General features: G+C 55.5%; 11 protein-coding genes and 1 other annotated feature. Of the genes, 9 read left to right on the forward strand and 2 right to left on the reverse strand.

Annotated elements, in window-relative coordinates; translation table 11 throughout:
• Positions 1 to 15 precede the first annotated feature (15 nt).
• The 5 genes from AC27KL_RS09450 to AC27KL_RS09470 all read left to right on the forward strand — a co-directional run bounded on the left by AC27KL_RS09450 (position 16) and on the right by AC27KL_RS09470 (position 11,591).
• Positions 16 to 2,046, forward strand: coding sequence for a beta-galactosidase (locus tag AC27KL_RS09450; RefSeq protein WP_487169519.1), 2,031 nt, complete (start codon positions 16 to 18; stop codon positions 2,044 to 2,046).
• Between the two features lie 504 nt (positions 2,047 to 2,550).
• Positions 2,551 to 4,392: a ribosomal protection-like ABC-F family protein gene (abc-f, locus tag AC27KL_RS09455; RefSeq protein ID WP_487169520.1), complete on the forward strand. Its 1,842-nt coding sequence runs from the start codon at positions 2,551 to 2,553 to the stop codon at positions 4,390 to 4,392.
• Positions 4,393 to 4,503: 111 nt separating this feature from the next.
• Positions 4,504 to 4,769: a binding site (T-box leader), on the forward strand.
• 144 nt (positions 4,770 to 4,913) lie between these two features.
• Positions 4,914 to 5,948, forward strand: a complete 1,035-nt coding sequence (gene pheS, locus AC27KL_RS09460; RefSeq protein WP_339321939.1) for a phenylalanine--tRNA ligase subunit alpha — start codon at positions 4,914 to 4,916, stop codon at positions 5,946 to 5,948.
• A gap of 49 nt (positions 5,949 to 5,997) precedes the next feature.
• Positions 5,998 to 8,445, forward strand: coding sequence for a phenylalanine--tRNA ligase subunit beta (gene pheT, locus AC27KL_RS09465; RefSeq protein WP_487169521.1), 2,448 nt, complete (start codon positions 5,998 to 6,000; stop codon positions 8,443 to 8,445).
• Between the two features lie 113 nt (positions 8,446 to 8,558).
• Positions 8,559 to 11,591: a hypothetical protein gene (locus tag AC27KL_RS09470; RefSeq protein WP_487169522.1), complete on the forward strand. Its 3,033-nt coding sequence runs from the start codon at positions 8,559 to 8,561 to the stop codon at positions 11,589 to 11,591.
• A gap of 193 nt (positions 11,592 to 11,784) precedes the next feature.
• Here AC27KL_RS09470 and AC27KL_RS09475 read toward each other — a convergent pair whose 3' ends face one another.
• The gene (locus tag AC27KL_RS09475; protein ID WP_487169523.1) at positions 11,785 to 12,174 is read right to left on the reverse strand and encodes a cupredoxin domain-containing protein; all 390 of its coding nucleotides are present in this window, start codon (positions 12,172 to 12,174) and stop codon (positions 11,785 to 11,787) included.
• Between the two features lie 272 nt (positions 12,175 to 12,446).
• On the opposite strand from AC27KL_RS09475, the gene AC27KL_RS09480 reads away from it, so the two are divergent.
• Positions 12,447 to 13,589: a GGDEF domain-containing protein gene (locus AC27KL_RS09480; protein ID WP_487169524.1), complete on the forward strand. Its 1,143-nt coding sequence runs from the start codon at positions 12,447 to 12,449 to the stop codon at positions 13,587 to 13,589.
• Between the two features lie 62 nt (positions 13,590 to 13,651).
• Here AC27KL_RS09480 and AC27KL_RS09485 read toward each other — a convergent pair whose 3' ends face one another.
• On the reverse strand, positions 13,652 to 14,005 hold the full coding sequence (locus tag AC27KL_RS09485; RefSeq protein ID WP_081992225.1) for a phage holin family protein: 354 nt from the start codon (positions 14,003 to 14,005) through the stop codon (positions 13,652 to 13,654).
• Positions 14,006 to 14,316: 311 nt separating this feature from the next.
• Between AC27KL_RS09485 and AC27KL_RS09490 the strand changes: the two genes are divergently transcribed.
• The 3 genes from AC27KL_RS09490 to AC27KL_RS09500 all read left to right on the forward strand — a co-directional run bounded on the left by AC27KL_RS09490 (position 14,317) and on the right by AC27KL_RS09500 (position 17,815).
• Entirely contained in the window at positions 14,317 to 16,683 is a 2,367-nt protein-coding gene (locus AC27KL_RS09490; protein WP_487169525.1) for an endonuclease MutS2, read from the forward strand.
• A 53-nt stretch (positions 16,684 to 16,736) separates the two neighbouring features.
• Positions 16,737 to 17,156: a DUF350 domain-containing protein gene (locus tag AC27KL_RS09495; RefSeq protein ID WP_339321935.1), complete on the forward strand. Its 420-nt coding sequence runs from the start codon at positions 16,737 to 16,739 to the stop codon at positions 17,154 to 17,156.
• A 104-nt stretch (positions 17,157 to 17,260) separates the two neighbouring features.
• Entirely contained in the window at positions 17,261 to 17,815 is a 555-nt protein-coding gene (locus AC27KL_RS09500; RefSeq protein WP_339321934.1) for a hypothetical protein, read from the forward strand.
• Position 17,816: the final 1 nt, after the last annotated feature.

The raw sequence follows: 17,816 nt of genomic DNA on the forward strand, positions 1-17,816 counted from the left end.
AGGGAGGCGGCCGATGTGATCCATCCAAAACTGCCGAAAATTTGGTACGGCGGAGATTATAATCCGGAGCAGTGGGGGCCGGAAGAGTGGAAAGAAGACCACCGGATGTTCAAGCTCGCCGGGATCGACGTCGCGACGATCAACGTGTTTTCCTGGGCGCTGAATCAGCCGGATGAACAAACGTACGATTTTGCCTGGCTGGACGAAACGATGGACCGCCTGCATGCGGACGGCATCGGCGTCGTGCTTGCGACAAGCACGGCGGCGCATCCGGCCTGGATGGCGAAACGTTACCCCGACGTCAGGCGGGTCGATTTTTACGGAAGGAAGCGAAAGTTCGGCGGGCGCCACAATTCCTGCCCGAACAGTCCGACGTACCGCGAATATTCCGGGCGGATCGCCGGCAAGCTGGCGGAGCGCTACAAAGATCATCCCGCGCTTTTGCTCTGGCACGTATCGAACGAATACGGGGGTTACTGCTACTGCGAACGATGCGAGGCGGCATTCCAGGAATGGCTGCAAAACCGCTACGGAACGCTTGATGCCGTCAATCACGCATGGAATACGCGCTTTTGGGGACATACCTTTTACGATTGGGACGAAATCGTGCTGCCCAGCGGCCTAAGCGAAGAGGGAGAGGGCAACGTCAGCGCGTTTCAAGGCATTTCGCTTGATTTTCGCCGGTTTATGTCGGACAGCCTGCTGGCCTGCTACAAAATCGAAGCGGACGCGATCCGCGAGCACAGCAAGGACGTGCCGATTACGACCAACCTGATGGGCACGTACCCGGAGCTGAACTATTTCGATTGGGCCAAAGAGATGGACGTCATCTCCTGGGACAACTACCCGTCGCTTACGACGCCCGTCAGCGAGACGGCGATGGTTCACGATTTGATGCGCGGGCTGAAAGACGGGATGCCGTTCCTGTTGATGGAGCAGACGCCGAGCCAGCAAAACTGGCAGGCTTACAACTCGCTGAAAAGACCCGGCGTCATGCGGCTGTGGAGCTATCAGGCGGTCGCCCGCGGCGCGGATACGGTCATGTTTTTCCAAATGCGGCGTTCGATCGGGGCCTGCGAAAAGTTTCACGGCGCGGTCATCGAACATGCGGGGCATGAGCATACGCGCGTGTTCCGCGAGGTGGCCGCGCTTGGCGAAGAGCTGAAACGGCTGGGGGACACGCTGCTGGACGCCCGCAGCGACGCGAAAGTGGCGATTTTATACGACTGGGAAAACCGCTGGGCGATCGAGCTTTCGAGCGGCCCGACGGTGGAGCTGCAGTACGTCGCCGAGGTGCATAAATATTACGACGCTCTCTTCAAGCTGGGCATTCAGGCGGACATGATCGGCGTTGAGGCCGATTACGGCCGGTACGACATCGTCATCGCGCCGGTCATGTACATGGTCAAACCGGGGGTCGCCAAAAAGCTGGAAGCCTTTACGGCGGCAGGCGGCACGTTCGTGACGACGTTTTTCAGCGGCATCGTCAATGAAAACGACCGCGTCACCACCGGGGGATATCCGGGCGAGCTTCGTCCGCTGCTCGGCATCTGGGCGGAGGAGATCGACGCGCTCCCGCGGGGGCAGTACAATCAGATCGTCATGAAGAAGACCTTCGGCGAACTGGAGGGCTCCTACGACTGCGAAATGCTGTTCGATCTGATCCACGCGGAAGGGGCCGATGTGCTGGCAGAATACGGCTCGGATTTTTATCAGGGCATGCCGGCTTTGACCGTCAACGCCTTCGGCAAAGGCAAGGCGTATTATGTAGCCACGAGCGCGGCTCCGGCGTTTTTGCGTCCGTTCCTTGCCAAGCTGTGCGCGGATCAAGGGGTCAAGCCTCTGGTCGAGCGGCTCCCCGAAGGGGTGGAAGCCGCAAGGCGCGTGAAGGAAGGCCGGTCATTCCTCTTCCTGCTGAACCATAACGCGGAGCAGGCGGCCGTCGACGTCGGCAGCGGCAAGCGGCGGGATCTGCTTTCCGGGCAAACGCTGACGGGAACCGTGGAGCTGCCGGGGCGCGGGGTCATGATCTTGGAAGAGGTTTAAAGCTGCATCATCGATAGAACAGCCTATTCCTGGCGGTCAGGGGTGGGCTGTTCTTTATTCGTTAGGAGAGTATATCCGTAGATGTACGCGGCCGTTTTTCCGGGCTTTCCTTCCCCGGCTAAATTTGATACAATGGCATGGAGCATTTCATCCTAACGAAACGAGGTAACCACAATACCGATGGATACACATGGCTATTCTCTTTAATCTGCATGACGACATGAATATGTTGCACAGGCAGTTTTCTCGCGCCAAGCGCAGGGAAGAGAGTGGTTATGTCTATTTTTGTGGACTCGTGGGCCTTGTTACGGATGCAGAGTGCTTTTTTTCTGCGTTTTTGAAGGCATATATGGAGAATCGTTCCGGATGGCAGTCCATTCCGGGTCATTTGGCTCCGTATGCCCGCGCATGAGCGAATAGGCATCATCATATTTTCGAATCCCTGCCGTAGGCGTGCTGCCTGCGGTTTTTTCTTATTTTTGATTTCAAAGGGATGATGCATAGATGATGAACATTATAAAAGCAAAACAGCTAACCAAGGAGTTTAAAGGCAAAACGATTTTTGAAAACGTGGATTTCGAAATTTTCGAAGGGGAGCGGCTGGCGTTGTTCGGCGCCAACGGAGCCGGCAAAACGACGCTGCTCAACATCCTGACGGGACGGCTGGCCCCGGACCGCGGCAGCGTGGAGCGCGGACTGCCTCTCGAGCAGTGGGGAATGATGGAGCAGAGCTCCGAATCGCTGATGGCATTAAAAACGCTGGATGCGGCGGGATGCGACAGCGGAGAGGTCTGGCACGCGAAACAAAGCTTGAAGCAGCTTGAGCAGCGGCTCGCGGACCCTTACGCTTCGGAAGACGGCACCGTGCTTGAAGCTTACGGGCAAACGCTGGAGCGTTATGAGCAGCTCGGCGGGTTCCAGTGGGAAATCGAGCTCGAGCGAGTGCTTACCATGCTGAACATCGGACCGGAGCTATGGGAGCTGCCTTTTGCGGACCTGAGCGGCGGCCAGAAAACGCGGGTCCGGCTTGCAGCGCTGCTGGCCAAACGCCCGGCGTTCCTTCTGCTTGACGAACCGACCAACCATCTCGACGGGGAAAGCATGGCCTGGCTCGAAACTTGGCTTAACCAATATGACGGCACCGTGCTGATCGTTTCCCATGACCGGACGTTTCTGAACCATGTGGCGACGGGAATCTGCGAACTGACCGCGACCGGCGCGAAAAAATACAAAGGCGGCTATTCCGACTACAAACGGGAAAAGGAGCGGGAGCTGAGGGAGCAGGAGGCGCTGTACAAAAAGCAAAAGCAGGCGAAGGAAGCGCTGGAAGAGTCGATCCGCCGTTACCAGGAATGGTTTCACCATGCCGAAAAATCGGCGGACAAAAATACCGAAACCAAAGCCGCTACCCCTTATTACAAAGCAAAAGCGAAGAAAAACATTTCCAGGTACCATGCGAAGCAAAAAGAACTGGAGCGCCTGGAAAAGGACAGCGTGCAAAAGCCGAGGGACACGCCGAAGGTCCATATGCAGCTTGGGGACGGAGGGTTTGCTGCCCGCTACCTGCTGCGGCTGGAAGGCGTAACCTTCGGTTATGACCGTGAACCGCTGTTCCGAGGGCTGGACCTGGAGTTGTCCCGCGGCGACCGGATGGCGGTGAGAGGCCCGAACGGCAGCGGCAAATCGACGCTGCTGAAGCTGGTGCTCGGCGAGCTTGAACCGGATCAGGGCAAAATATGGATGCACCCGGCGGTCCGCATCGGTTATTTTTCGCAGGAGCTGGAAGGCTTGAATCTGGATGAAACGCTGCTGGACAGCTTGCTGCGCCTGCCGGACATGACGGAAACGCATGCGCGCACGATTCTGGGCTGCTTTCTGTTTTCGCGGGAAGACGTGTTCAAAAAAATCGGCAATCTGAGCATGGGCGAAAAATGCCGGGCGGCGTTCGTGCAGCTGTATTTCAGCGGCGCCAACCTGCTTGTGCTGGATGAGCCGACGAACTATCTGGACATCCAGACGCGCGAGGTCGTCGAAGAGGCGCTGGCTTCGTATCCCGGGGCTCTGCTCGTCGTGTCCCATGACCGGATGCTGGTCCGGAAGCTGGCGAACCGTCTGCTGACGCTTTCCCCGGATCATGAACCTTCGCTGTTCGAAGGCACGGTGGAGGAAGAAGAGGAACGTATGGCTAGGCATGGGGGAGCTTTAAAGGAAGATCCGGAGCGGGAAAACCGGAGGCTCGCGCTTGAATGGGAAATCGCCAGGCTGCTTGAGATCGAAGAGGCGGAGGGCGCCGAAGAGCGCATCCGGCAAATCCGTTTGCTGCGGAAGGAACTGGAGAGCCTTTAATCCCGATGCGAATGGGGCGGTGACTTGCCACCGCCGCCCTTTTTGCTTATAATAGTTGACTATAGTGTGCAAGATGAAATAAACGTCATACGATGATGTTCAACAACAAAAGCAAATGCCATGATGGAGACAAGTACGCAGTGCCGCTTTACAGGGAGGAGACGCCGGAGATTGAGAGCGTTTCTACAGGGACAGGGCTGCCGAAATTCCCTCCGGAGCAGTTCCCTGAACCTTTTTTCCGGCGCGGCCGGCACGGGGCAGTAGGGGAAACCGGTTTTCGTGCCGTTAACGACGAATCAGAGTGAGAACAGGCGAGTCCGTTCGCGGGCCATACGCGGTTCTAACAAGGGTGGTACCACGGTCTTTTCGTCCCTTTTCGGGAGAAAAGGCCTTTTTTGTTTTCTGTAAAGTTTCAGGGATACGGTTCGGTTGCGCTGCTCCTCTCCGCTTGCGGGGAGGCATGCCGAATCGCCCTTGGGGCGAAAGCGGTACGTTCATTTTGAGAAGGAGGCAGGAAAAAGATGAAGGAGAAACTCGAAGCGCTGCGGCAGGAAGCTCTGGACCAGCTGCAGGGAGTAGAGGACGTGCAGCAGCTGAATGACCTGCGCGTCAAATATTTGGGCAAAAAAGGCGCCCTGACGGAAATTTTGCGGGGCATGGGCGCGCTGAGCGCGGAGGAACGCCCGGTCATCGGCCAGGTGGCCAACGACGTGCGCGGCGCGATTGAAGCGGTCATCGAATCGAAACAGGAAGCATTCCAGAAAGCCGAAACGGAAAAACGCCTGCAGGCGGAAAAAGTCGACGTGACGCTGCCTGGACGCAAAATGAAGCAGGGCGGCGTTCATCCGCTGAACCGGGTCATCCAGGAAATCGAAGAAATTTTCATCGGCATGGGTTATGAAATCGCCGAAGGGCCGGAAGTGGAGACGGACTATTACAACTTCGAAGCGCTGAATCTGCCGAAAAACCACCCGGCGCGCGACATGCAGGATACGTTCTACATTACGGAAGACATTTTGATGCGGACGCAAACGTCGCCTGTCCAAGTGCGGACGATGGAAAAAATGGAGGGGCATGTGCCTGTCAAAATTATTTGCCCGGGCAAAGTGTACCGCCGCGACGACGATGACGCGACGCACTCCTTCCAGTTCAACCAGATCGAAGGTTTGGTCATCGGCGAAAATATCCGGATGAGCGACCTGAAAGGCACGCTGCTCCAGTTCGTGCAAAAAATGTTCGGGCCGGAAACCCAAATCCGCCTGCGTCCAAGCTTCTTCCCGTTCACCGAGCCAAGCGCCGAAGTGGACGTAACCTGCGCTAGATGCGGCGGCAGCGGCTGCCGCGTGTGCAAGCAGACCGGCTGGCTCGAAATTTTGGGCTGCGGCATGGTGCACCCGGAAGTGCTGCGCAAAGGCGGCTACGATCCTGAGGTATACAGCGGCTTCGCTTTCGGCATGGGGCCGGACCGGATCGCGATGCTCAAGTACGGCATTGACGACATTCGTCATTTCTATAATGGGGATATGGCATTTTTGAAACAGTTCGCCCGCCGATAAGGGAAACTGCGAACGGACATGAAATCAGGAAAGAAGGAAGGGACCCGGGATGAAAGTATCAACAGAATGGTTAGCGGACTATGTTTCGCTTGAAAACGCGGCGGCCGAAGAGCTTGCCGAACAAATCACGCGCGCGGGGATCGAAATCGATGAAATCGAAAACCGCAACAAAGGCGTCTCGAAGGTCGTTGTCGGCTACGTAAAAAGCAAGGAAAAACATCCGGATGCGGATAAGCTGAACGTCTGCATCGTCGATGCCGGACAAGAAGAAGACCTGCAGATCGTATGCGGCGCGAAAAACGTCGCGGCAGGCCAAAAGGTGCCGGTGGCGCTCGTCGGAGCAAAGCTTCCCGGCGGGCTGGAAATTAAGAAAGCCAAGCTGCGCGGCGTCGCGTCGCAAGGGATGATCTGCTCGGCAAAAGAGCTCGGCATGAACGACAAGCTTTTGCCGAAGGAACAGCAGGAAGGCATCCTTGTGCTGCAAGAGAACGTGCAGGTCGGCACGCCGATCGGAACGGTACTCGGCTTGGACGACAAGGTGCTGGAATTCGACCTGACGCCGAATCGTTCCGACTGCCTCAGCATGATCGGCGCGGCTTATGAAGTCGGAGCCATTCTAGGCCGGGACGTGAAGCTGCCGAGGCCGGAAAAGGAACTGATGGAAATCAGCGATGCGGCAGCCGACCATATTTCCGTCAAAATCAGCGCTCCGGAGCACTGCAGCCATTATGCGGCCAGATACATCACGGGCGTCAAAATCGGTCCTTCCCCGCAGTGGATGCAAAACCGGTTAATGGCCGCGGGCGTGCGCCCGATCAACAACATCGTCGATATCACGAACTATGTCATGCTGGAATACGGCCAGCCGCTGCACGCGTTTGACGCGGATAAACTGGAGGGCGGCGCGATCGACGTCCGCCTTGCCAAGGAAGGCGAAACGCTGGTCACGCTGGACGGGCAGGAACGCAAGCTGGAGCCGCATATGCTGCTCATTACCGACGGCGTAAAACCGGTCGCGCTTGCCGGCGTCATGGGCGGACTGAATTCCGAAGTAACGGACGGCACGGTGAACATCCTGCTGGAATCCGCCAAGTTTGACGGCGGTACGGTGCGGAAAACGTCCAGACAGCTGGGGCTCCGCTCCGAAGCGAGCCTGCGGTTCGAGAAGGAAGTCGATCCAAGCGCCGTCATTCCTGCGCTTAATCGGGCCGCAGAGCTGATCTGCCGTTATGCGTCCGGCGCGGTTCATAAAGGCATCGTGGAAGCCGGATCGGCGCAAACCGAAGAGAAGGTGATCGTGCTTTCGTTCGACAAGCTGAACCGTTTCCTAGGCACCGATCTGTCGATGCTGGAGGTCAAAACGATTTTCAATCGCCTTCATTTCAGCTGCGCGGACACCGCGCAGGGCGTGCTTGAAGTTAAAGTGCCGACGCGGCGCGGAGACATTACGCTGGACGTGGATCTGATCGAAGAGATCGCCCGCCTGTACGGCTACGACAACATCCCGACGACGGCAATCGAAGGCCAAACGACGCCGGGCGCTTACACGAAGGCGCAGGCGATTCGCCGCGATATCCGCAAGCTGTTTACGCATGGCGGATGGCAGGAGGTCATTACGTATTCCTTCACGCATCCGGATACGACCCGCTTGTTCCCGGCCTTGACCGAGGGCAGCCATGCCGTCAAGCTGCTGATGCCGATGAGCGAGGAGCGCAGCGTGCTCCGGACCAGCGTCATTCCGAACCTGCTCGACGTTGCCGCGTATAACGCCAACCGCAAGCAAAACGACCTTGCCGTATTCGAAATCGGGAACGTGTTCTATACGCAGGAGGAACAGGTGACGGTCCAGCCGAAGGAGCTGCCGGTGCTGTCGCTGATGTTGTGCGGAAACCGCGTGGATAAACAGTGGAATCAGGCACCGGAGAGCGTGGACTTCTTCGACCTGAAAGGCGCGCTGGAAACGCTGTTCGAATTCCTCGGCTTGGAGGACGTCATCCGTTACGTGGCGAACCAGCCGGAGGGATACCATCCGGGCCGTTCCGCTTCCGTCTATTTGCAGCACGGCACGGAGCAGATTCTGATCGGTACGATGGGCCAGGTGCATCCGCAGCTTCAGCAGGAGCGCGACCTTGGCGACGTATACACGGCGGAAATTTTGCTTCAGCCGTTATATGATCATACGAGCGAAGACATCAGATACCGCGAGCTTCCTCGCTTCCCGGCATCCGAACGTGACATCGCCGTCGTAGTCGACGAAAGCGTGGAAGCCGGTGCGATGCTGGAAGCCATCCGCGAAGCGGCCGGAGAATTGCTGCAGTCCGTGCAGGTATTCGATGTGTATACGGGCAGTAAGCTCGGCGAAGGCAAAAAGAGCGTCGCGATTTCGACGGTATACCGCCACAACGAACGTACGCTTACGGATGAAGAAGTATCCGCAGCGCATGCAGCCGTAGTCACCCGGCTTGAGCAAACTTTTCATGCAGAATTGAGAAAATAGCAGGAATTGAACAAAGCCGCATCGAATCCATGTACATAACGATTCGATGTGGCTTTTTTTGCGAAAAGAACAGACATCTCAGACCAACACACATATGAAGGAGGGCGCAAGCAGTGACTACACCCGATCGTACACGCGTCTCCGTAGAGATCTACGGGACTTCTTATAAATTGGTGGGCAGCAGTGCCGACTATATGAAAAAGATCGCCGCTTACGTCGATGAGCGGATGAACGCCATTTCCAAAAACCACGCCCGGCTCGATACGATGAAGCTTGCCGTGCTGACAGCCGTACATATGGCCGAGGAAGCCCTTCAGGTGAACGAGCTTCAAAACGAGGTCAAAATGCTGACCGGCGAAAGAAGCGAGCTGCGGAGCGAGCTGGCGAAGCTCCATACGCTCCGCGCCGAACAGCAGGAGCTTTACGAAAAGCTTAGGGAAGAACATCATGCAAGCGTCAAGGAAAAGGAGGAGCTTCGCAAGCAGTGGGAAACCGAGCAGGCGGAGCTGAAGAAGCAGCTGGAAGACACGAAAACCTCGCTTGGCGCGGAACTGCAGAAAACCCGGGCTTCGCTCGGCAAAGAGCTGGAGGAAGCGCGCGCTTTGCTCAAGAAGGAAACGGAAATGAAGGAAACGCTGCAGCGGAAGGAGAAGCAGGCGGCCGAGCAGTACCAAAGAGACCGGCAATCGCTCGAAGCGCGGCATAAAACGACGGTCCAGGAGCTTGAGAAGGGGCATGCCGCGGCGCTTCAAGCGGCGCAGCAGAAGCAGCAGGAGCTGCTCAAAACCGCCGAAGACAAACATCTGGCCGCATTAAAGGAAGCCCGCGATAAGCATGAAGCTTCCCTGCGCGAGGCGGAGCAAAAACATCAGGCGGCCATCGATGGCTTAAACAAGCAATTGAGCGAGCTTCGGGAAGGAAACGCCCAGCTGCAAGGGAAGCTCCGCAGTCTGCAAGAGGAGCTGCAGCAATCGAAAAACGCGTATGCCAAGCTGCAGGAGCAGCACCAGGCTGCGCTGAAGAAGGAAGAGGTCTCCCAGACCGAGCTGAAGACGCTCAGGGAGCAGCAGGTTCGGCTGAACGGTCAGATCAACCGTCTCAAAGAAGAAGCGGCGCTTTCGGAAGAGGAGCATCGCCGGATGCAAAAACTTCTTGAAGAATACGGCGCATCCGCCCAGAAGCAGAAAGCGGAACTTGAGAAGCTGGCTGCCGAGGCAGCCTCTTGGCGCAGCCAAGCCGACAAGCAAAAGGAAGAAATCGGCGATTTGGAACTCCGTCTGCTGGAGGCGGGAGAGCAGAACGATACGCTGGAAGCGGGCATGAAATCGCTCCATGACGAACTGAGCCTTCTGAAGGAGCAGCTCGCGGAGGAAACCCGGAAGGCGGAATCGGCAGAGCGGAACTACGAGGAGCAGCAAGCCCGGCTGGAACAGCAGCAGCGGCAGATCGAATACCAGAACCAAAAGCTCGAGGACCTGGACGAAACGCTGCAGCTGCAGGAACTGTCGATCGAGGAGCAGCAGGAGCTTCTTGCAGCCAAGGAGCTGCAGCTCCGGGAACGGCAGGAACAGCTGGATTCGAGCCATGGGCTGATCGAGAAGCTTCAGCAGTCGCTGAGCGAGCAAAACGGCGTTCGGCAGCAGCTTGAGCGGGATCTTCAAGAAAACGAAGCCCGGTACGGGGAGCTTCAGCAGTCGCTGAAGGAGAAGGAAGACCAATTCATCGAACTTCAACGGACGCTGGAAGAAAGCGAAGGCCGATACAAGCTGCTTCAGGAGACGCTGGCGGAGAACGAAGCCCGGTACGATCAGCTTCGTCAGACTTTGAAGGAGAAGGAACAACAACATCGTGATCTTCAACGGAAGCTCGAGGAGGGTCAAACCGAAAGCGATCAGCTTCTGCAGATGCTGGAAGACAACGAAGCCCAATATAAGCAGCTCCAGGAGACGCTGGCGGAGAACGAGGCCCGGTATGGTCAGCTTCGGCAGACTTTGAAGGAGAAGGAAGAACAATATCAGAATCTCCAACGGAAGTTCGAAGAGAACCAGTCCGAAAAGGATCGGCTTCGGCAGACGCTGGAGGAGAAGGAAGTCCGGCATGATCAGCTTGAGCGGGCTTTAGAGGAGAGCCAAGCCCAATCCGGGCGGCTCCAGCAGTCGCTTGAGGCAAGCCAAGCCGAGCGGGCCAACCTGCAGGCGGCATTGGAAGAACATGAAACGCGGCATGCCGCATTGGAGCAGACCGCGGCGCAGCAAGAAGCGCTGCTTGAACAGCTCCGGCAGTCGATCGAAGATAAAGAAGAGCAGTATCGGAAGCTGCAGCGCCAGCATGGCGAAACGCTGCAGCAGCACGAGGTGCTCAGGGACCAATACGACCAGCGCCTTCGCGAACTGGATGAGCTGCTGAACCAACTGGCCGACCTGGGCGAGCAGTGCGAGCGGCTGCAGAGTGAGCTTGAGGATCGCGAGGCGGCCTACCGTGATGCGGAACGACAAGCCAACGATTTCAGGCAGAAACAGGGCGACATGGAACGGCTCTATCAGGAGCACTTGAAGCAGTACGAAAACCTGAAGCAGCAGTATCAGGGCCTGCAAAAACAACATGAGGAATTGCAGCAAAAGGTTGCTGAAACAAAGCGGCAGCAGGAAGACACCGAAATCGAATACCTGTTGGTGCTGGAGGAAAAGGATGAGGCCGTCCGCAAGGTGGAAGAGCTGACGCGGATGCTGGACGACGCGGCCGACAGGGAAAACGAGCAGCGCGAACTGCTTCGCAGCAGCGAGCTGGCGATTCAGTCCTACCAGGAGAAGCTGGAGGAGATGATGAGTCGCGAGGAGCATTGGAACAGCAAGGAGCAGGAACTGAAGGCCGAACTTGCGGAATGGCAGCGCCAGATCGCCGCAGGGGAAGAACGGCTGGACCGCTTGCAGGACGAAAAGGAGCGCGCCGCAGCCGAGCTGCGCGAAGTCGGCGAAAGCTTCGAGCTCGTGGCCCATCAATATCGGCTCCTCCAAGCGGAGCTTGAACTCCAAAAGGAAAAAACGGAGGAACTGCAAAAAGAACACAGCTTGCTTCAGGATGAATATGCCAAGCTGCAAACGGAATATAACGAATGGATCGAATTGATCGAACAGGACCAAAGCTGATTGTTGCGATTTAAAAAGACGCAAATCCCCCTACAAACCGGGCAAGCAGGAACATCATGGTTGAAGTTCCTCCCTGCAGTTTTCGTAGGGGGATTTGCTTGAAGCCGTCGAACCGTCCAAGTCCCGCGAAGCCAAACCTTTAAAGACAGCTTTGGTTTTACGGGACCGTTTTGCGGCGTCTCCCGGCTCCGGATTATTCGTCGACGACCACCTTGGCGATCATCGCGGTATGGCCGGCACCGCAAAATACCGAGCAGGTCATTTCGAACGTGCCGGTTTTTTGGGGCGTCACGACTTGGGATTTATGTTTATTGTCGAGCTGGAGTTCGAGACCCGGGATCAATACGCCGTGGGTGCCTTCCTCATTCTCGAACGTGATTTTGACGGGAACCCCTTTTTTGAGATGATATTCCTGTTTATCGAACGCATAATTGGTCGCTTTGATGACCAGTTCTTCGCTCGGGGCGACGCCCGTTTCGGCGACCCCGCTGTCTTGCGTCGAAGCATTTTTGTTCTTCTCCCCGCAAGCGGCAAGGACCAAGAGAAGCGTGCAGGAAAGAACCAAAGCAATGGCCTTTTTCAAGATGGACCCTCCTCAAAGCATTAAATTTGAAGTAACGATTCTAGTAGTCATCATACCCCAAAAATGGAAGAGCGGAGCCATCGGCATTTGAATAATTGGTGAACTCAGCGCCGGTTGCCGCCCGTATCGAACGAATATCAGCCTGATTTTCAATATTTTTACAATTAAAGATGTATTTTGGCCTGACGGTAAGCTATAATGATAATCACGATTTCATTTGTTATTCCTTGCAAGATTTATTCTTTCCTAAAGAGTAGGGGATTGACTTTTTCATGGATGGGAACAATGTTCTTTTGGAGGATCGGTGGCACCGAAAAATATTAAACGCTTACTGGATTGTCATGGGGATGTTTCTCTTGGCGCAGGCCGTTTTTTTGCTGTTCGGCGGAATCCCGCGGGGCGTGGCTGAGAAAGGCGGCATGTTCTGGCCTCGGCTTTTGTGCTCCAACGGGCTAACCTTATTGCTGCTGGCGATGACGGAAACGTGGCTGCGGCGCTGGACGAAACATCATAAAAAAGCCATCGTGGCATGCGGGTTTTTGATTTCGTACCTGTTTTATTTCATTATGGAGCCGGCCGCGGACGGTTCTCAGGTGGCGCTTTTGCTCCCGGTGTTGATTTCGATCGTGTATTTCGACCGGAGAATGATGTACGGCTTCGGCATGTTTACGATACTGATGTACGTTCCGATCTATTTTTTGCTGGAACGCCCGCTGTACCAGAAACCGATCCCGGAATTCTTCCAGGTCGAAAGCGTGTTTGTGGTCTGCCTGATTTTCGGGAGAACCATTTTGATCCGGGTCAAGGAATTTTTCGCCTATTTGAAGACGGTAATGAAATCGGAACAGCAGCTGCTGGTCGAAAAAACCATTTCGGACAAGCTGCTCAAAATGGATGCCTTGACGGGACTTTACAATCATAAAACGTTTCATGAATACCTTGACGCCTTGCTGGAGCATTCGGAGAAATATCATTTGCCGCTGCAGCTGGCGATTATCGATATCGACGGATTCAAAAAGGTCAACGATTCGTACGGGCATTGGGTCGGCGATCTGGTGCTGAAGCAAGTGGCGTCGACGATCACTTCCATCATGACGCCGAATGACTTCGCGGCCCGTTACGGCGGGGAAGAATTTGCGGTCATTTTTGCGGATAAAACGCTGGCAGAGGCGGAGCGCATTACGGAAGAGCTGCGAAAAGAGATCGCCGTCGTCGAGCATTCCAACATGAAAGGCACTCCGGTAACAGTCAGCATCGGACTTTGCAATTACCAGCCGGGGGACGACAAGGAAACGTTGTTCCGCAAGGCCGACAGCGCTCTTTATCAAGCCAAGCGGACGGGCAAAAACAAAGTGGTGACGGTTTCCGATGCGATTCCGGCCGACTCGCCCCAAGGCAAGGTCGCTTCCATCTGAACCAGGGCCGGGCGAGACGAAAACACCCCTGTTCCATGGAACGGGGTGTTTTCGCTTGAGCGTTATTTACGGTCTTTGGCTGCGTTGAAGGCAGAAACCGGAATAAACAGGTCGATAATCCCGATCACGAGAGCGGCAAGGATCGCACCAAGGATGGTGACGCTGACGCCGCCAACGATGAATTGGGCGATGTAAATGACCAGCGCGCTGACGATAAATCCGACAATGCCCCGACCGAACGGCGTGACTCGTTTACCGAAGATTCCTTCAATGACCCAGCCAAGCAATGCGATGACCAGGGCCAACAGCAGGGCGCTCCAGAATCCACCCACGGAAAATTGCGGAACGATCCAGCCGACAATCATAAGCACAATCGCAGAAACGATAAATCGCACGACATGACCCAGAAAATGCATGCAATTGGCCTCCTTTGCGTAAAAGATACGTAATATGAATCCATTTCATAATGCGTCCTGTTTACGTTCATTAGGAAATGGGTTCTGTATGCATCGTTTATTGTATTCAATTTATAAAATGTTATGTACCGGGCTTGGCCGGATTTATTGGAAATCCGGAATAATCCGGAATCAAGCGTTTGACTTGCAAATAGCGAAGGCGCAGCCGTTTCGTATATAATAAGAGCGATATGGGGATTGCAGAATCGAGGCGGATGGAGAAGCTATCGTTTTCTGGCCATCCCGATGCATGAGAGGAGCAGTGAAATTTCTTGGACGATAAAATTTTGCATACATTGGAATACCGCAAGATTTTAAATACATGCGCCGGCTATACCCAGACCTCCATGGGCAAACAAATCACGGAAAACGTAAGGCCGGATACCGACCTTGAATCCGTCAAAAGGCTGCTGCAGGCCACGGATGAGGCGTATACTGTGGAGCGGCTGAAAGGAACGCCGACCTTTGGCGGAATCAGCGACGTATCGGCGGCCCTGAAACGGGCCAAAATCGGCGGCACGCTGAATCCCCACGAGCTTCTGGCGATCAGCAACACGACATATGGGGCAAGACGCATCAAACGTTTTATTTCCCAAATGAATGAAGACGAGCCGCTTCCGCTGCTTGCGGGCATCAGCGAAAACATTTCGGAGCAAAAAACGCTGGAAGACGCTATCAAAGCGTGCATATCGGATGAGGCGGAGGTGCTGGATACGGCGAGTCCCGAACTGGTCCAGATCCGGCGCGAGCTGCGTTCCGGCGAAGTGCGCATCCGCGAGAAGCTGGATAACATGATCCGCTCCTCGTCCGTCGCAAAAATGCTGCAGGATCAGCTGGTTACGATCCGCGGCGACCGGTTCGTCATCCCCGTAAAATCTGAATACCGCTCGTATTTCGGCGGGATCGTGCATGACCAATCCGGTTCGGGCGCGACCTTGTTCATCGAACCGGAATCGATCGTGGCGATGAACAACAAACTTCGCGAGACCCGGATGAAGGAAGAACGGGAAATCGAAGTCATTTTGCAGAAGCTGACGGCCAAAGTCGGGGAGCAAGCGGATTTGCTGCTGTTCGACCTGGATTTGGTCGGCCAGCTTGACTTTATTTTTGCGAAGGGCCGTCTGGCCCATGCCATGAGAGCTTCCAAGCCGATCATGAACGACCGGGGGTTCCTGAAGCTTCGCAAAGGGCGCCATCCGCTGATCGATATGGAAAAGGTCGTCCCGATCGACGTCGAGCTGGGGAACTCTTACACCTCGATCATCGTGACGGGTCCGAATACCGGGGGCAAAACGGTCACGCTGAAAACGATCGGTTTGCTCAGCCTGATGGCGATGTCGGGGATGTTCGTGCCTGCCGAGGAAGGCAGCCAGCTTTGCGTCTTCGACGCCATTTACGCCGATATCGGGGATGAACAGAGCATCGAACAGAGCCTGAGTACCTTCTCAAGCCATATGACGAACATCATCCGTATTTTGAAAAACATGACGCCAAAAAGCCTGGTGTTGCTGGATGAGGTCGGCGCGGGCACCGACCCTGCGGAAGGTTCCGCGCTGGCGATCGCGATATTGGAGCACATTCACCGGACCGGCTGCCGCATGGTGGCAACGACGCATTACAGCGAGCTGAAGGCCTATGCCTATGAACGGAAATCCGTCATCAATGCCAGCATGGAATTCGACGTCAATACGCTCAGCCCGACCTACCGTCTGCTCGTAGGCGTGCCGGGACGAAGCAACGCGTTTGCGATCGCGGAACGGCTCGGGCTGCCGCACCCAATCCTCGATTTTGCGCGCGGCCAGGTCAATGAAGAGGACCAGCGCGTGGAGCATATGATCGCTTCCCTCGAGGAAAACCGCCTTGGCGCGGAAGTGGAGCGGGAGCAAGCCGAAAAGCTGCGCCAGGAGATGGAGCAGCTGCGCACCCGGCATCAGCAGGAGCTGGAGAAACTCGAGCAGCAGCGCGACCGCTACATCGAAAAAGCGCAGGCCGAGGCGAAAGAGGTTATTGCCAAAGCGAAACGCGAAGCCGAGGAAATCATCGGAGAGCTTCGGCAGCTGGCGAAAGAAGAAGGCGCTTCGGTCAAAGAGCATAAGTTGATCGCCGCGCGGAAAAGGCTGGAGGATGCCGAACCGCAGCAGCGCAAAAAATCGGGAGCGCGAAACACGCCGAAAGCTCCGCGGAAAATCGAAGCGGGCGACGAGGTTATGGTGTACAGCCTGAATCAGAAAGGCCATGTCGTCGAGCTGGCCGGATCGAAGGAAGCCGTCGTGCAGCTCGGCATCATGAAGATGAAAGTCAGTCTGGACGACCTGGAGCTGGTTCAGACGCATGAAGCGGCAGCCAAGCAGGTTCAGCGCCAGGCAACGACCGTCAAACGGACCCGGGACGAGAATGTCCGGAGCGAGCTGGATTTGCGCGGCGCCAATCTCGAAGAGGCGTTGATCGAAGTCGACCGCTTCATCGACGAAGCTTTCCTGGGCAATTTGGGGCAGGTTTACCTGATCCATGGAAAAGGCACCGGCATCTTGCGGAAAGGGATTACGGATTATCTGCGCAGGCATAAACACGTCAAAAGCTTCCGTCTGGGCAATTATGGCGAAGGCGGAACCGGCGTGACGGTAGCGGAGCTGAAGTAAACGGCCGGTTGCTGCCGGCTGCAGCTGCGGGCAGATATGAAGGAGGCAGGACGATGAAAAACTGGGTAGATCAGATGCTTTCCCATCCGCTTGGGATTCTGATCGGTTATTTTTCGGTAGCCATATTGGGTTTGATCGTATTTTTGTACCTGTTCGAGCTGGTGGCCAGATATAATTGCTGGAACGAGATCAGCCGCGGCAATGTCGCGGCATCTCTGGCGACCGGCGGAAAAATTTTCGCCATCGGCAACGTGTTGAGGTACAGCATCGAGGCGAAAACCTCCATTTACGATACGATGAAGTGGGCGTTTTTTGGTTTTGTTTTGCTGTTTGCGGCATATTTGCTGTTCGAGTTTTTGACTCCGGTTTTTTCGGTCGACGAGGAAATCCGGAAGGATAACCGCGCGGTAGGGATCATTTCCCTGCTGATCTCGGTATCCTTGTCTTACGTGATCGGCGCTTGCATTTATTAGGGGGATAACATGAAGAACCTGATAAGAATTTTATTCGTGGCCGCTTTAATCTTTTTTATCGTTGGCATCTATTATTTAATGAATCATTGAGGAGATGAATGGCAATGGAAACGACCGTTTGCCCTTGGTGCCAGACGGAGATCGTCTGGGACGAAGAAATTGGACCGGAAGATACCTGTCCGCACTGCCAGAACGAATTGAAAGGGTACCGTACGCTGAACATCCAGCTCGGCGACGAGGAAGAAGAACCCGAAGAGCAGGTGGATTGGGAAGACGAAGCCGATGAGGAGGACGCTGCGGCGTTTTGGGGGCAAGAGGATATGCGTCACAGTCTCCCTCCTTCCATCCGTACGCTGGATAAATTCGAAGAAAGCCACGACTTGATGAATTACGAGGAGACCGTGGAAAAGATTTTGGATGAACAGGAAGAAGTGCCCGAATGTCCGAAATGCCGAGATTACATGATCTTGGCCGGCACGCAGGAAGTGACGGGAGACGGCTTTAAACCCGCTCAATATCGCGCCCTGAAGTCCCCGGTCATTCAGCCCCCTTTCCGGGTCAATATGTATATCTGCACCGGCTGCTTCCATGTCGAAACCAATTTGACCGAGGAAGACCGGCTGCGCATGGTGGATCATTTAAGCCGGGAAAAGGCCTGAT

The organism is Paenibacillus sp. YAE3 (genome assembly GCF_057546105.1).

Bases quoted from the DNA above. Each gene is read 5' to 3' on its own strand.
- AC27KL_RS09495 (WP_339321935.1), top strand. From the start codon at position 16,737: ATGAAAAACTGGGTAGATCAGATGCTTTCCCATCCGCTTGGGATTCTG.
- AC27KL_RS09480 (WP_487169524.1), top strand. From the start codon at position 12,447: ATGGATGGGAACAATGTTCTTTTGGAGGATCGGTGGCACCGAAAAATA.
- AC27KL_RS09500 (WP_339321934.1), top strand. From the start codon at position 17,261: ATGGAAACGACCGTTTGCCCTTGGTGCCAGACGGAGATCGTCTGGGAC.
- pheS (WP_339321939.1), top strand. From the start codon at position 4,914: ATGAAGGAGAAACTCGAAGCGCTGCGGCAGGAAGCTCTGGACCAGCTG.
- pheT (WP_487169521.1), top strand. From the start codon at position 5,998: ATGAAAGTATCAACAGAATGGTTAGCGGACTATGTTTCGCTTGAAAAC.
- abc-f (WP_487169520.1), top strand. From the start codon at position 2,551: ATGATGAACATTATAAAAGCAAAACAGCTAACCAAGGAGTTTAAAGGC.
- AC27KL_RS09485 (WP_081992225.1), bottom strand. From the start codon at position 14,005: ATGCATTTTCTGGGTCATGTCGTGCGATTTATCGTTTCTGCGATTGTG.